Annotated in this window: 12 protein-coding genes and 2 pseudogenes; 5 read left to right on the forward strand and 9 right to left on the reverse strand. The window is 72.6% G+C overall.

From position 1 onward, the window contains the following. Positions 1-12: 12 nt before the first annotated feature. The 3 genes from glpK to SNA_RS11595 all read left to right on the forward strand — a co-directional run bounded on the left by glpK (position 13) and on the right by SNA_RS11595 (position 3,982). Positions 13-1,557, forward strand: a complete 1,545-nt coding sequence (gene glpK / locus SNA_RS11585; RefSeq protein WP_030066681.1) for a glycerol kinase GlpK — start codon at positions 13-15, stop codon at positions 1,555-1,557. 13 nt (positions 1,558-1,570) lie between these two features. Beyond that, a complete protein-coding gene (locus SNA_RS11590; protein ID WP_030066680.1) occupies positions 1,571-3,175 on the forward strand; it encodes a glycerol-3-phosphate dehydrogenase/oxidase in 1,605 nt (534 codons plus the stop codon). A gap of 135 nt (positions 3,176-3,310) precedes the next feature. After that, positions 3,311-3,982, forward strand: a complete 672-nt coding sequence (locus SNA_RS11595) for a FadR/GntR family transcriptional regulator (protein WP_030066679.1) — start codon at positions 3,311-3,313, stop codon at positions 3,980-3,982. 92 nt (positions 3,983-4,074) lie between these two features. On the opposite strand, the pseudogene SNA_RS39405 reads toward SNA_RS11595, so the two are convergent. The 4 genes and pseudogenes from SNA_RS39405 to SNA_RS45130 all read right to left on the reverse strand — a co-directional run. Further along, positions 4,075-4,347, reverse strand: a pseudogene (locus SNA_RS39405) (SDR family NAD(P)-dependent oxidoreductase); the annotation flags it as partial. 72 nt (positions 4,348-4,419) lie between these two features. Further along, positions 4,420-5,271, reverse strand: coding sequence for an amidohydrolase family protein (locus tag SNA_RS11600; RefSeq protein ID WP_198535022.1), 852 nt, complete (start codon positions 5,269-5,271; stop codon positions 4,420-4,422). Beyond that, complete coding sequence (locus SNA_RS11605) at positions 5,271-6,260, reverse strand: aldo/keto reductase (RefSeq protein WP_420823471.1); 990 nt, start codon at positions 6,258-6,260, stop codon at positions 5,271-5,273. The genes SNA_RS11600 and SNA_RS11605 overlap by 1 nt, the downstream gene beginning before the upstream one ends. Positions 6,261-6,271: 11 nt before the next feature. Beyond that, positions 6,272-6,622, reverse strand: a pseudogene (locus SNA_RS45130) (fuconate dehydratase); the annotation flags it as partial. 443 nt (positions 6,623-7,065) lie between these two features. Between SNA_RS45130 and SNA_RS11615 the strand changes: the two are divergent. Continuing rightward, positions 7,066-8,205: a PAC2 family protein gene (locus SNA_RS11615; protein WP_078969848.1), complete on the forward strand. Its 1,140-nt coding sequence runs from the start codon at positions 7,066-7,068 to the stop codon at positions 8,203-8,205. A gap of 192 nt (positions 8,206-8,397) precedes the next feature. Here SNA_RS11615 and mshC read toward each other — a convergent pair whose 3' ends face one another. From mshC to SNA_RS11635, 4 genes are all read right to left on the reverse strand, one after another. Next, positions 8,398-9,627, reverse strand: coding sequence for a cysteine--1-D-myo-inosityl 2-amino-2-deoxy-alpha-D-glucopyranoside ligase (gene mshC, locus SNA_RS11620; protein ID WP_044364683.1), 1,230 nt, complete (start codon positions 9,625-9,627; stop codon positions 8,398-8,400). 104 nt (positions 9,628-9,731) lie between these two features. After that, positions 9,732-10,685: an SCO1664 family protein gene (locus SNA_RS11625; protein WP_044364685.1), complete on the reverse strand. Its 954-nt coding sequence runs from the start codon at positions 10,683-10,685 to the stop codon at positions 9,732-9,734. After that, the gene (locus SNA_RS11630; RefSeq protein ID WP_030066672.1) at positions 10,649-11,239 is read right to left on the reverse strand and encodes a DUF3090 domain-containing protein; all 591 of its coding nucleotides are present in this window, start codon (positions 11,237-11,239) and stop codon (positions 10,649-10,651) included. Before SNA_RS11630 ends, SNA_RS11625 begins: the two co-directional genes overlap by 37 nt. Before the next feature lie 155 nt (positions 11,240-11,394). Next, complete coding sequence (locus tag SNA_RS11635) at positions 11,395-12,093, reverse strand: histidine phosphatase family protein (RefSeq protein WP_030066671.1); 699 nt, start codon at positions 12,091-12,093, stop codon at positions 11,395-11,397. 106 nt (positions 12,094-12,199) lie between these two features. Here SNA_RS11635 and corA point away from each other — a divergent pair, with 106 nt between their 5' ends. Beyond that, on the forward strand, positions 12,200-13,192 hold the full coding sequence (gene corA, locus SNA_RS11640) for a magnesium/cobalt transporter CorA (RefSeq protein ID WP_030066670.1): 993 nt from the start codon (positions 12,200-12,202) through the stop codon (positions 13,190-13,192). Positions 13,193-13,258: 66 nt separating this feature from the next. Here the strand turns inward: corA and SNA_RS11645 are convergent, their stop codons facing one another. Beyond that, complete coding sequence (locus SNA_RS11645; protein ID WP_030066669.1) at positions 13,259-14,047, reverse strand: hypothetical protein; 789 nt, start codon at positions 14,045-14,047, stop codon at positions 13,259-13,261. Positions 14,048-14,119: the final 72 nt, after the last annotated feature.

Raw genomic sequence — 14,119 nt, forward strand, 5'->3', positions numbered from 1 at the left:
TTGGAGCACACCATGAGCGACACCCCCAGCACCTCCTCGCACGGCCACGGCCCCTTCATCGCGGCGATCGACCAGGGCACGACCTCCAGCCGCTGCATCGTCTTCGACAAGGACGGCCGGATCGTGTCGGTCGACCAGAAGGAGCACGAGCAGATCTTCCCGAAGCCCGGGTGGGTCGAGCACAACGCGACCGAGATCTGGACCAACGTCCAGCAGGTCGTCGACAGCGCCGTCGAGAAGGCGGGCATCACGGCCAAGGACGTCAAGGCCATCGGCATCACCAACCAGCGCGAGACCACCGTGCTGTGGGACAAGAACACCGGTGAGCCCGTCCACAACGCCATCGTCTGGCAGGACACCCGCACCGACGCGCTCTGCCGGGAGCTCGGCCGCAACGTCGGCCAGGACCGCTTCCGCCGCGAGACCGGCCTGCCGCTGGCCTCCTACTTCGCCGGCCCGAAGATCCGCTGGCTGCTCGACAACGTCGAGGGCCTGCGCGAGCGCGCCGAGCGCGGCGACATCCTCTTCGGCACGATGGACTCCTGGGTCATCTGGAACCTCACCGGCGGCGTCAACGGCGGCCACCACGTCACCGACGTGACCAACGCCTCGCGCACCATGCTGATGAACCTCCACAACCTGGAGTGGGACGAGAAGATCCTCGCGTCCATGGACATCCCGGCCGCCGTGCTGCCGGAGATCAAGTCCTCCGCCGAGGTCTACGGCACCAGCGCGTCCGGCGTCCTCGCCGGCGTCCCGGTCGCCTCCGCGCTCGGCGACCAGCAGGCCGCGCTCTTCGGCCAGACCTGTTTCGCGCAGGGCGAGGCCAAGTCCACGTACGGCACCGGCACCTTCATGCTGATGAACACCGGGCATGAGCCGGTCAACTCGTACAACGGCCTGCTGACCACCGTCGGTTACCGCATCGGCGACCAGCAGCCGGTCTACGCCCTGGAAGGCTCCATCGCCGTCACCGGCTCGCTGGTGCAGTGGATGCGCGACCAGATGGGCCTGATCAACTCCGCGGCCGAGATCGAGACGCTGGCCAGCACCGTCGAGGACAACGGCGGCGCCTACTTCGTCCCGGCCTTCTCCGGCCTGTTCGCCCCCTACTGGCGCTCCGATGCGCGCGGTGTGATCGCGGGCCTGACCCGCTACGTCACCAAGGCGCACATCGCCCGCGCCGTCCTCGAGGCCACCGCCTGGCAGACCCGTGAGATCACCGACGCCATGACCAAGGACTCCGGCGTCGAACTGACCGCACTCAAGGTCGACGGCGGTATGACCTCCAACAACCTGCTGATGCAGACCATCTCGGACTTCCTGGACGCCCCAGTGGTGCGCCCGATGGTCGCCGAGACGACCTGCCTCGGCGCTGCCTATGCGGCCGGACTGGCCGTCGGCTTCTGGTCCAGCACCGACGAACTGCGCGCCAACTGGCGCCGGGCCGCCGAATGGACCCCCCGGATGGACGCGGCCACCCGTGACCGCGAATACAAGAGCTGGCTCAAGGCCGTCGAGCGGACCATGGGCTGGCTCGACGACGACGAGAGCTGACGAGGAGCACATCATGAGCACCCTGCAGAGCGTCCCGGCCCTCGGGACGCACCCGGCCAGCGGTTCCACCGCGAGCCGTGCCGAGACCCGGGAGCAGCTTTCCAAGGCGACGTACGACCTCCTGGTGATCGGCGGCGGCATCCTGGGCATCTCCACCGCCTGGCATGCCGCGCAGGCCGGGCTGCGGGTGGCCCTGGTGGACGCCGGTGACTTCGCCGGCGCCACCTCCTCCGCCTCCTCCAAGCTGCTGCACGGCGGTCTGCGCTACCTGCAGACCGGCGCGGTCAAGCTGGTGGCGGAGAACCACTTCGAGCGACGTGCGGTGTCCCGCCAGGTGGCACCGCACCTCGCCAACCCCCTGACCTTCTACCTGCCCGTCTACAAGGGCGGCCCGCACGGCGCGGCCAAGCTCGGCGCGGGCGTCTTCGCCTACTCCGCACTGTCCGCGTTCGGCGACGGCGTCGGCCACGTCATAAGCCCGGCCAAGGCCGCACGCGACGTGCCCGAACTGCGCACCGACAACCTCAAGGCCGTGGCCGTCTACGGCGACGACCAGATGAACGACTCGCGCATGGCCCTGATGACCGTCCGTGCCGCCGTCGCGGCCGGCGCCACGGTCCTCAACCACGCCGAGGTCACCGGCCTGCGCTTCACCCAGGGCCGGGTCACCGGCGCCGAACTCAAGGACCGCCTCGACGGCACCGAGTTCGGCGTCAGCGCCCGCCTGGTCCTCAACGCCACCGGCCCCTGGGTCGACCACCTGCGCAAGATGGAGGACCCGAACGCGGCCCCCTCCATCCGCCTGTCCAAGGGCGCGCACCTGGTCCTCAAGCGCACCGCCCCCTGGAAGGCCGCGCTGGCCACCCCGATCGACAAGTACCGCATCACCTTCGCCCTCCCCTGGGAGGACATGCTGCTGCTCGGCACCACCGACGAGGAGTACGAGGGCGACCCGGCCGACGTCGCCGTCAACGAGAAGGACACCGCCCAGATCCTGGACGAGGCCGCCTTCTCCATCCGCGACCAGCAGCTCTCCCGCGACCTGATCACGTACTCCTTCGCGGGTCTGCGGGTCCTGCCCGGCGGCCCCGGCGACACCTCCAAGGCCAAGCGCGAAACCGTCGTCACCGAAGGCAGCGGCGGAATGCTGTCCGTCGCCGGCGGCAAGTGGACGACCTTCCGGCACATCGGCCGCACGGTGATGAACAAGCTCGCCGCGCTGCCCGGCCACCCGCTGGCCGAGGACATGGAGCCGATCTCCCGTCTGCCGAAGAAGCTTCCGCTGCCCGGTATCGCCAACCCGAACGCGGTGGCCCACCGGCTGCTGGTCGACGGCGGCACCCCCGGCCCGCACATGGCCCCCGACACCGCCCGGCACCTGGCCACCCACTACGGGTCGCTGTCCTTCGACATCGCCCGGCTGGCCAACGAGAACCCCGCGCTCGCCGAGCGGATCCACCCCGACGCGCCGGAGATCTGGGCACAGGTCGCCTACGCCCGCGACCACGAGTGGGCCGAGACCGTCGATGACGTGCTGCGCCGCCGTACGACGCTGATGATCCGCGGCCTGGACACGGAGGACGTCCGGGCCCGGGTGAAGGGCATGCTGACCGACTGACGCCAGGTCAGGCCGGAAGGCGGCGACGAGGGGGCGGTCCACGGGGCCGCCCCCTCGTCGTCTGTGTGCACCCCGCCGTGCCCGGGGAGGCCATAATGACCGCAGACATCGGATGTCTGTACGGGGAGGGCGGCCATGGCGGTCACCGACGAGGCCATCGAGAAGATCAAGGGCATGATCCTCTCCGGCGCGCTGCGGCCGGGCGACCGGCTGCCGAAGGAGAGCGAGCTGGCGGCCGAGCTGGGCCTGTCGCGCAATTCGCTGCGCGAGGCGGTGCGCGCGCTCTCCCTCATCCGCATCCTGGACGTCCGCCAGGGCGACGGCACCTATGTCACCAGTCTCGACCCCCAGCTGCTCCTGGAGGCCATGAGCTTCGTGGTGGACTTCCACCGCGACGACACGGTGCTGGAGTTCCTGGCCGTGCGCCGGATCCTGGAGCCGGCCGCGACGGCGATGGCGGCCGGCCGGATCACCCCGGAGCAACTGGACGCGCTGGAGGGGCAGTTGACCGCGCCGGGACCCGAGCCGTCCGTGGAGGATCTGGTCGCCGGCGATCTGGAGTTCCATCGCACGATCGTCGCCGCCTCCGGCAACTCCGTCCTGTGCTCGCTGCTGGAGGGCCTGTCGGGCCCCACCACCCGGGCCCGGATCTGGCGCGGTCTGACCCAGAAGGACGCGGTGGCCCGTACGCTCACCGAGCACCGGGCGATCCTCGGCGCCCTGCGCGACCGGGACGCACAGGCGGCGCAGGCGTGGGCGACGGTGCATATCGCCAGCGTGGAGCAGTGGCTGCGCGCATCGCTGTGACCCGGGGCGGCTGCCGCGCCCGCTCCCCCGCCCCGCTCGCCTGCCGTGCTCAGGCCGCGAAGCCGCCGTCGACGGTGAGGGCGGCGCCCGATCCGTTTGACCACCTGCTCCGCAAGGTCCTCGCGGCTGCGGTACGTCAGCGCCACCGCGGCCCCGTCGGCGGCCGGCCGCACCGCGATCTCCGCGCCGATCCCCCGGCTGCCGCCGGTCACCAACGCCACCTTGCCGCCGAGCGGCCGCCCCTGGGCAGCCGTCTCCGCACTCGTCACCGCACTCGTCACCGCACACGTCATCGTCCTCACCTCGTATGTCAGGAGTCCGTCCCGTGGACCGCACCGCCCCCGGTGGCGGCGGTACGGCTCCATCGTCCGGCGGCCCGCACAGCGGGGCTCGCGGAATCCGGACGGGAACCCGCCCGGCCGTGCGGCGGTCCGCCCTCACCTCCCGCGCGGCGCCCCGACCCCGTACACCCGCCCCGCGGTCCCCCCGAACACCGCCGCCCGCTCGGCCGGGGTGAGGCGGGCGGTGGCGGACTCGGCGAGGGCGAGGACGTCGTCGTAGTCCGCGGCCAGGGTGCACACCGGCCAGTCGGAGCCGAAGAGGAGACGGTCGGGGCCGAAGGCGTCCAGGACGTGGCGGGCGTAGGGCAGGATCTGCTGCGGGCGCCAGGCGGCGTGGTCGGCCTCGGTGACCAGGCCGGAGAGTTTGCCGCTGACGTTCGGGTGGCGGGCGAGGGCGGCGGTCCGATCGGCCCAGGGCTGCCAGTCGCCCCGGGCGACGGCGGGTTTGCCGGCGTGGTCGAGGACGAAGGACAGACCGGGCAGGGCGCGTACGGCGGCCTCGGCGGCGGGCAGTTCGCGCGGGGTGACCAGGAGGTCGTAGACCAGGCCCGCCTCGGCCACCTCACCCAGGCCGCGCAGCACCTCGGGGCGGGTCAGCCAGTCGGGATCCGGTTCGTCCTGGACCTGGTGACGGATGCCCACCAGACCGCCCGGCCCCCGGGGCTGCGCCGCCAGCACGTCCGCGAGGCCGGGGTCGGTGAGGTCGGCCCAGCCGACGACGCCCCGTACCGGCCCGTCCGCGGCGGCGAGGGCGAGCAGTTCGGCGGTCTCCGCGTACGAGGCGGAGGACTGGACGAGGACCGTTCCCGCGAAGCCGTGCGCGGTCAGCTGCGGGGTGAGGTCGGACAGTGCGTAGCTGCGGCGGATCGGGTCGGCCCACGGCCCGTCCATCCACGGCTGGTCGCGGCGGCCGAGGTCCCACAGATGGTGGTGGGCGTCGATGCGCATCAGGCTCCCGGGGCGGTGAGGGGCAGCGGCAGGTCCGGGCCGAGCAGACCACGGGCGACGAGGGTGTGCCAGAGGGCGTCGGGGATCTCCCAGGCGAACAGCGCGGCGTTCTCCGCGGCCTCCTGCGGTCCGGCGGCGCCGACGACGGCCGAGTCGACGGCGGGGTGGCCGAACGGGAAGCGCAGCGCGGCGGCCTTCAGCGGGACGGCGAACTCCGCGCAGATTTCGCCCGGTTGGCGGGCGCGCGCCAGGAGGGCGGGCGCCGCGGGCGCGTAGCTGTACGGGGCGCCGGGCGACGGATCGGCCAGCAGGCCGGAGTTGTAGACGCCGCCGACGACCACCGAGGTGCCGCGGCGCTCGCACACCGGCAGAAGGTCGTCGAAGGCGGTGCGTTCCAGCAGGGTCCAGCGCCCCGCGCACAGGACGACGTCCACGTCGAGGTCGGCCACCAGGCGGGCCAGGACGTCGCTGTGGTTCATGCCGAAGCCGACGGCGCGCACCGCCTTCTGGTCGCGCAGTTCGGCGAGGGCCGGAAAGCCCGTCGCGTACACCTCGGGAAGCCGGTCCTCGACGTCATGGAGAAGGACGATGTCGACCGCGTCCACGCCGAGCCGGGCCAGGGAGGCATCGAGGCCGGCGCGGATGCCGGCGCGGGTCAGGTCCCAGACCCGGGCGCGTGCGGGGGTGTCCACAAAGCCCTGGCCGTCGGCCTCCTCCCCCGGCACGAGCGGGCGCAGCCGGCGGCCGGCCTTGGTGACCAGCGCAGCCAGCCGGGCGAGGTGGTGTACGCGGGGTAGCCCTCGGCCCGCAGGCGGGCGGCGCGGGCGGCGCGGCCGGGTGCGGCGGCGCGCAGCAGGTCCAGCGCCTCGCCGGGCGTCAGGGCGTCGGTCAGATAGCGGAAGTCGACCAGCGAGACGAGTTCCTCCGGGCGCATCGCGGCGAGGAACTCCCAGACGGGCAGCCCCGCGCGGGTGGCCGCCAGATCCCAGGCCGCGTTGACCACCGCGCCCGCCGCCATCTGCATCACGCCCTTCTCCGGGCCGAGCCAGCGCAGTTGGGAGTCGTGGGTCAGCTCGCGGTGCAGTGCGGCGAGACCGGCGGCCGTGGCGGGCACCGGGCGGCCGGTGAGATACGGCGCCAGCGCCCGGATCGCGGCCGCCATGACCTCGGTGCCGCGGCCGAGGGTGAAGCACAGGCCGTGGCCCGGTGGGCCGCCGTCGGTGCGCAGCACCACGTAGGCGGCGGAGTAGTCGGGGTCGGGGTGCATGGCGTCCGAGCCGTCGAGCCGCCGCGAGGTGGGGAAACGGACGTCGTGGACCTCCAGCCCGGTGACGGTGTCGGTTACGGCCATGGGCGCGCCCCCTTGCTGTCGCTGAGGACCGGCCGGAGGCTGCCCTCACCCGGTTGCTCCGTGCCGGAAATCCGGCCGGAACTTCGGCCGGATCACCACAGGCAACTGCCTGCCCGGAACATCGGACCTTTCCGGGTCATCCGATGTATAGACCCGGGGCCGAGACCGCGTCCAGACCCCCTACCCGCACCCAGCCCAGCCCCCGTACCACACGCCACCCTCCGCCCGCGCCGCATCCGTACCGCGTCCGCTCCCCCGGACCACGGACGGAAGTCGAGCGACCAGCAGTGATCATCTTCGCAATAGGTCGGATGAAACAGGACCCGTTCCTGCACAGGGGCTGCGGGCGGGCGCGCCGGACGCCGTAGGCTGGGGGACGCACGTAATGGAACGGCAACCGGTGACCGCCGCGGGGCGGCCCCACCGGTCGGAAGGAGGCGCGGGTGATCGAGCTCGAGGGGGTTCCCGAGCTGATCGACCCGGTCATGGTGGCCGCGTTCGAAGGCTGGAACGACGCCGGTGACGCCGCCTCCGCCGCGGTCGCGCACCTGGACCGGGAATGGAAGGGCGAGGTCTTCGCCGCGCTGGACGCGGAGGACTACTACGACTTCCAGGTGAACCGCCCGACCGTCTTCCTGGACGGCGGCGTTCGCAAGATCACATGGCCCACGACCCGGCTGTCCGTCGTCCGCGTCGGTGACAACGGCGGCAAGGGTCGGCGGCGCGATCTCGTCCTGGTCCGCGGCATCGAGCCCAGCATGCGCTGGCGCTCGTTCTGCAACGAAATCATGGGCTTCGCCCATGAGTTGGGCGTGGAGATGGTGGTGGTGCTGGGCGCGCTGCTCGGCGACACCCCGCACACCCGGCCGGTTCCGGTCACCGGCGTCACCTCCGACGCGGACCTGGCCACCCGGCTCGATCTGGAGGAGTCGCGCTACGAAGGCCCCACGGGCATCGTCGGCATCCTCCAGGAGGCGTGCACCCACGCGGGCGTCCCGGCGGTGAGCCTGTGGGCGGCGGTGCCGCACTACGTCTCCCAGCCGCCCAACCCCAAGGCCAGCCTGGCGCTGCTCAACCGGCTGGAGGACCTGCTCGACATCAGCATCCCGCTCGGCGAGCTGAGCGAGGACGCCCGCGCCTGGCAGCTGGGCGTGGACCAGCTGGCTGCCGAGGACAGCGAGGTCGCCGAGTACGTCCAGTCGCTGGAGGAGGCCCGGGACACCGCCGAGCTGCCGGAGGCGTCCGGTGAGGCCATCGCCCGCGAATTCGAGCGCTATCTGCGGCGCCGCGATCCGCAGGCCGGACCGGGCCTGGCGTCGGAGGGCGGGGTCGCGGACGGCCGCGACCGCGATGCCTCGTATCTGCGCGACACCGCCAGCGGCCGTACGCGCCCGCCGCGGCCGGTGTCCAAGGAGCCGCGGGAGCCACGGGAGTCGCCCGAGCCGAGGGAGCCGCACGGGCCCAAGTCCGGTGAGGACAAGGGCAGGGGCACCGGGGCCGGGGGCGCGGACACCGAGGGCACCACGGACACCTCCGGCGGCGCCGATCCGGACGCCGGCGGCCCCGAGGACACCGAGCACTGACCCGCAGGACCACGCGCACCGCCTTCACCCGAGGCCCCGAACCACCGCCCGCCGGGCCGGTGTTCGGGGCCTTCGCCTACCCGCCCCCGTACGGGAAAGGGGCGCCCCCACCGCCCGGTGGAGGCGCCCCGAAGGACGGACAGATGTCGGCGCGCGGCCCTCAGGAGGCCGTCACGGCGCTCGCGCGGCCCGTCAGAGCGCCACGCCCAGGAGCGCGTCGACGGTACGGGAGACGAGGCCCGGCGCGCCCTCGTCGGTGCCGCCGCCGTCCTGCTGCGCGGCGGCCCAGCGGTCCACCGCGGCGAGGGCGGCCGGGGAGTCCAGGTCGTCGGCGAGAGCCGTACGGATCTCCTCCAGGAGGGCCTCGGCGGGCGGACCGTCGGGGCGGGAGACCGCGGCGCGCCAGCGCCCGAGCCGTTCCACGGCCTCGTCCAGCACCGCGTCGGTCCACTCCCAGTCGGCGCGGTAGTGGTGGGCGAGCAGGGCCAGGCGGATCGCGGCCGGATCGACACCGTCACGGCGCACCGTGGAGACGAAGACCAGATTGCCCTTGGACTTGGACATCTTCGCGCCGTTCAGGGCCACCATCCCGGCGTGGACGTACGCCTTGGCGAACGGGTGCTCGCCGGTGAGGGCCTGGGCGTGCGAGGCGCCCATCTCGTGGTGCGGGAAGGCGAGGTCGGAGCCGCCGCCCTGGACGTCGAAGCCCATGCCCAGGTGCTCCAGGGCGATGGCGACGCACTCGATGTGCCAGCCGGGGCGGCCGCGGCCGAGCGAGCCGCCGTCCCAGCTCGGCTCCCCGTCGCGGGCGGCCATCCACAGCATCGGGTCGAGGGGGTTCTTCTTGCCCTCGCGCTCCGGGTCGCCGCCGCGTTCGGCCGACAGCAGCCGCATCGCGTCGGCGTCCAGGCCGGAGACCTCACCGAAGTGGGCGTCGGACTCGACGGAGAAGTAGGTGTCGCCGTCCAGCTCGTAGGCGGCACCGGCGTCACGCAGCCGCTCCACCAGCGGGACGATGCCCGGTATCGACTCGACGGCTCCTATGTAGTGGCGGGGCGGCAGCATCCGCAGGGCCGTCATGTCCTCGCGGAACAGGGCGGTCTCGCGCTCGGCGAGCGCCGTCCAGTCGTCGCCCGTGGCCACGGCCCGCTCCAGCAGCGGATCGTCGACGTCGGTGACGTTCTGCACGTAGTGAACCTGGCGCTTCGTGTCGAGCCACACGCGCTGAACGAGGTCGAACGCGTTGTAGGTCGCCGCGTGCCCCATGTGGGTGGCGTCGTAGGGCGTGATGCCGCAGACGTAGATACGGGCGACGGGACCGGGGTCGAGGGTCACCCGTCCGCCGGTCGCGGTGTCGTGGATCCTCAGGTCGCGGCCCTGGCCAGGCAGGGCGGGGACCTCAGAAGCGGGCCATGCATGCATGCCTTGAGCGTAACCGGACGCATGTTCCGCATACGAACCGGACCGGCGGTCTTGGCCGAATTCGGGGTCTTGTGTTCCGGGCCGAAGCGTGCTCCCGGCTCCGGTCAGACCGGCGGCCAGGGAATCGCGGGCCACTGCCCGCTGGGCTCGGGGTGCTTGCCGGTGCGCAGCAGCTCCGCCACCCGCTCCCGCAGCGCCGCGATCTCGGCGCCGGTGATCAGCTCGGCCAGTCGGGCGGCGAGCGGCGCACCGTCCGCCAGCGCCTCCCGGAGCCCGCGCAGGACCTCGACCGCCTCCTCGGTCAGCGGCTCGCCCGCCCAGCCCCACAGCAGGGTGCGCAGTTTGTCCTCGGCGTTGAAGGTGACGCCGTGGTCGATGGCGAAGAGCCGCCCGCCGGCACCGGGCAGCAGGTGCCCGCCCTTGCGGTCGCCGTTGTTGATCACCGCGTCGAGCACCGCGAGCCGCCGCAGCCAGGGGTGATCGGCGTGCACCAGCAGCGCGGTACGGCCCTCGCCGATGTCCGCGTACCCGACGGCCTTCCAGCCCGGCCCCGGCTCGGCATCCTCGATCAGCGCCAGCAGCTCGGGCACCGCACGCTCGCCGTCGCCGTCGTCCGCACCGCCGCCCTCGCCGTCGTCCGCCCCGTCGGGCGCCTCGATCCACTCCTGGACCATGCCGGTGCCGTACGGCCCGTCCCGCAGCACCGTCGCCGGGATCAGGTCCCAGCCGGTGGCCCGGGAGACCTCGTAGGCGGCGACCTCCCGCTGGGCGAGCGTGCCGTCGGGGAAGTCCCACAGCGGGCGCTCGCCCGCGACCGGCTTGTAGACGCAGGAGGCGGTGCGCCCGTCGCGCTCGACGGTGCAGTAGAGCACCGCGTTGGACGCCTCGCGGATCTGCCCGCGGACCGTCAGCTCACCGTCGGCGAGGAAGGCGTCCATACGGGCCGCCGCAGACTCCTCGGCAGCCGGTCCCGGCCGGTCCGCGGGCTCGGCGGCCGGTGCGGCGGCGGGCTCCACGGCGCTCAGGCGTCCCGCCGGTATCCGTTCTGGCGCGGGCATACATGTCCCTCCGGGTCGAGCGGCAGGCTGCACAGCGGGCACGGCGGACGGCCCGCGTTGACGACTTCCAGGGCCCGCTTGGCGAAGGCCCGGGCCATCGTGCCGGTCAGGCGCACCCGAAGCATCGGCGGGCCGTTCTCGTCGTCCTGGAGGAGCCGCTCCTCGGCATCGGCGAGGTCCTCGTCGCTGTCGGCCTCCAGCTCGACCAGCGCCTGTGCCTCGACGATCATCCGCTCGTCCTCGCCGTCCCAGGCCAGCGCCATGGTGCCGACCCGGAACTCCTCCTCGACCGGCGACTCCAGCGGCGCGGTGTCGGCCACCTCGGGCGGCGAGACGGCGGGCACCGGGGCACTGCCGCCGCTGCGCCGCACGACCTCGTCCAGCAGCTCGTCGATGCGCTCGGCGAGCGCGGCGACCTGGGTCTTCTCCAGAGCGACGCTGGTGGTGCGGCCGGCCGCGGTGGCCTGAAGATAGAAGCTACGGCGTCCGGGCAGCCCGACCGTACCGGCGACGAAGCGGTCCGGCGCGTCGTAGAAGAACACCTGACGGGACAACGTCCTGCTCCGTTTGCTCGACTTCGGGGGCACTGCGGTCGCTGCGCGGTCCTGCGGTGACTGCACTGTTCACAGGGGCACGGCAGAGCAGCGCCGTCGCACCACCCTACTGCGCCGACTGATCACCGTGCTCAGGAAGCCGGGGGATCACGAGGTCACGGCGCTCCGGCCCCGCCCCCCAGGGCCGCATCGCGCTCCGCGGCCGGTCCGGCGCCTTCCTCCGGGGGCACCAGGGAGGCGAAGTCACCGGTGTCGCCGAGCCGTACGACATAGGGCCGCAGCCGGGTGTAGCGGATCACCGTGACCGAGCAGGGCTCGGCCGAGATCCGCTGGAAGAGGTCGAGGTGCATCCCGAGGGCGTCGGCGACCAGGGCCTTGATGATGTCCCCGTGCGAGCACATCAGATAGACGGCCTCGGCGCCGTACTGCTCCTCGATGCGCGCGTTCCACTCCCGTACGGCGTCGACCGCGCGGCCCTGCATGGCCCGCATCGACTCGCCACCGGGGAAGCCGGCCGCCGAGGGGTGCTGCTGGACGACCTCCATGAGCGGCTCGTCGTTCAGCTCGGCCAGCTTGCGCCCGGCCCAGTCCCCGTAGTCGCATTCGCTGATCCGCTCCTCGACGTGCAGCGGCAGCCCGGGGCGCGCGGCCAGCAGCGGCCGCAGCGTCTCCTGGCACCGCTGGAGCGGGCTGGACACCGCCGCGGCCAGCGGAATTCCCGCCAGGCGCGCGGGCAGCCGGGCGGCCTGCGCGGCGCCCCGATCGTCGAGCCCGACACCTGGCAGCCGTCCGGCGAGCACACCGGAGGTGTTGGCGGTGGAGCGGCCGTGCCGGAGCAGAATCAGCGTGGGCATGGCCGCCAGCCTACGTTCCCGGGGGCGGGGGCCACGAGGGGTGCCGTCCCCGGGCCGTACGTCACCCGGTGCCCATTCCTGGCAGGCCGCCGGAGGAGGGGCGAGAATGCCAGGTGTGATCGTGGATTGCGCCACCTACCGGGAGGGCCGCCGGATCGACTGCGCGGCCGACTTCGGCCGCGCCCTCCAGGAGGCACGCGCCGAGGGCCACTCCTTCCTGTGGCTGGGCATGTACGAGCCCACCCAGGAGGAGTTCGACATGGTCACCTCCGAATTCTCCCTGCACCCCCTGGCCGTCGAGGACGCCCTCAACGCCCACCAGCGGCCCAAGCTGGAGGTCTACGACGACTCGCTCTTCGTCGTCCTCAAGCCGATCACCTACGACATCGGCGCGGACACCGTCACCGCCTCGGAACTGATGCTCTTCGTCGGCGACTCGTTCGTGGTGACCGTCCGGCACGGCGCGGCCAGCCCGCTGCGCGCGGTCCGCAGGCGGCTGGAGCAGCAGCCCAAGATCCTGCGGCACGGGCCGACGGCGGTGCTCTACGCGGTCAGCGACGCGGTGGTCGACCACTACATCGACGTCGCCGGTGAACTCCAGCTGGACCTGGAGGGGTTGGAGGCCGAGGTGTTCTCCCCGGACCGCGGCGACACCAAGAACACCGCGGCCCGCATCTACGCCTTCAAGCGCGAGGTGATGGAATTCCGGCGCGCCACCGCCCCGTTGGCCGATCCGATGACCCGTCTCCAGAACCCCGGGGTGCCGTTCGTGCACGACCATGCCCGGCCGTTCTTCCGCGATGTGGACGACCATCTCACCCGCGCCAACGAGTCGGTGGAGGGCCTCGACCGGCTGCTCTCGGACATTCTCGCCGCCCATCTGGCGCAGATGGGCGTACGGCAGAACGACGACATGCGCAAGATCTCGGCGTGGGCGGCGCTGGCCGCCGTACCCACCCTGATCGCCGGCGTCTACGGCATGAACTTCCACCGCATGCCCGAGCTGGACTGGCGCTACGGCTACGAGGCGGTCCTGCTGGTCATGGTCGTCATCGAGGTGTGCCTGTACCGGCTGTTCAAGCGGCGCGGGTGGCTGTGAGGGCACGGGGCGACGGCTCTGTCACCGTCCCTCGGGCATCCGCCCGTCGGCCGTCGCCCCCGGGCCTCAGGCGAACTCCGGCGCCGACGTCGCCGGCCCGCCCAGCGCATTGCGCCGCTCCGGCATCCGCAAGGTGACCATCCGCCGCCAGCCGACCGTCCGTTCATACGCGTACATCCCCCAGATCGCGGCGGCGAGCACCCGGGACTTGGCCGCGGGCCAGCGCAGGATACGGCCCATATGAGCCGTCACCGCCAGGCTCACGTCCCGGTAGATGCCGACCTCGGCGAGCGCGCACTCGTGCAGGATCCGCTGGATGGTGCGGCCGTGCCCCGCGCGGGCCAGCCGCAGCAGTTCCTCGTGGCAGTAGGCGAGGTGGTTGTCCTCGTCCTGGGAGATCATCCGGACCGCCTTGCCGACCTCGGGGTGGTCGCCGAAGAAGGTCTTGAGCATCTCCATCTGGTCGGCGGCGCGCTGCTCGGTGACCCGGCTGTGCGCGAGGTAGGTGATGACGTCGATGACGGCCAGCGGCTCGTCGCGGCGCAGTTTGTCGTGGGCCAGTCCGATGCCGCGCCGCTCCAGCAGCATGGTGTAGTCGGTTTCCGCCGGGACGTCGGTGGGGGTCAGACCGCGCTTGCGCAGCAGGGCGTTGAAGATACGGCCGTGTTTGTCCTCGTCGGCGCCGTGCCGGGCGACCTTGGGGGCGAGCTCCCGCTGCGAGGCGGGCAGCAGCGCGGCGATCCGGCCGTTCTCCCAGCCGCCCTGGGACTCTCCGCTGGCCGCGATGGAACAGAACAAACGGTACGCATCGTCGCTGTCGACGATCTCCTGGAACACGCTTCGGGCCGAGAGCATCCGCACCACCTTCCGCAGGACCCGTCATGGCAAGTCAAATGCGGCCTCCTGGGTGCGGCAACCGCAGCGACG

It is taken from the genome of Streptomyces natalensis ATCC 27448 (genome assembly GCF_000935125.1).
GTDB lineage: Bacteria > Actinomycetota > Actinomycetes > Streptomycetales > Streptomycetaceae > Streptomyces > Streptomyces natalensis.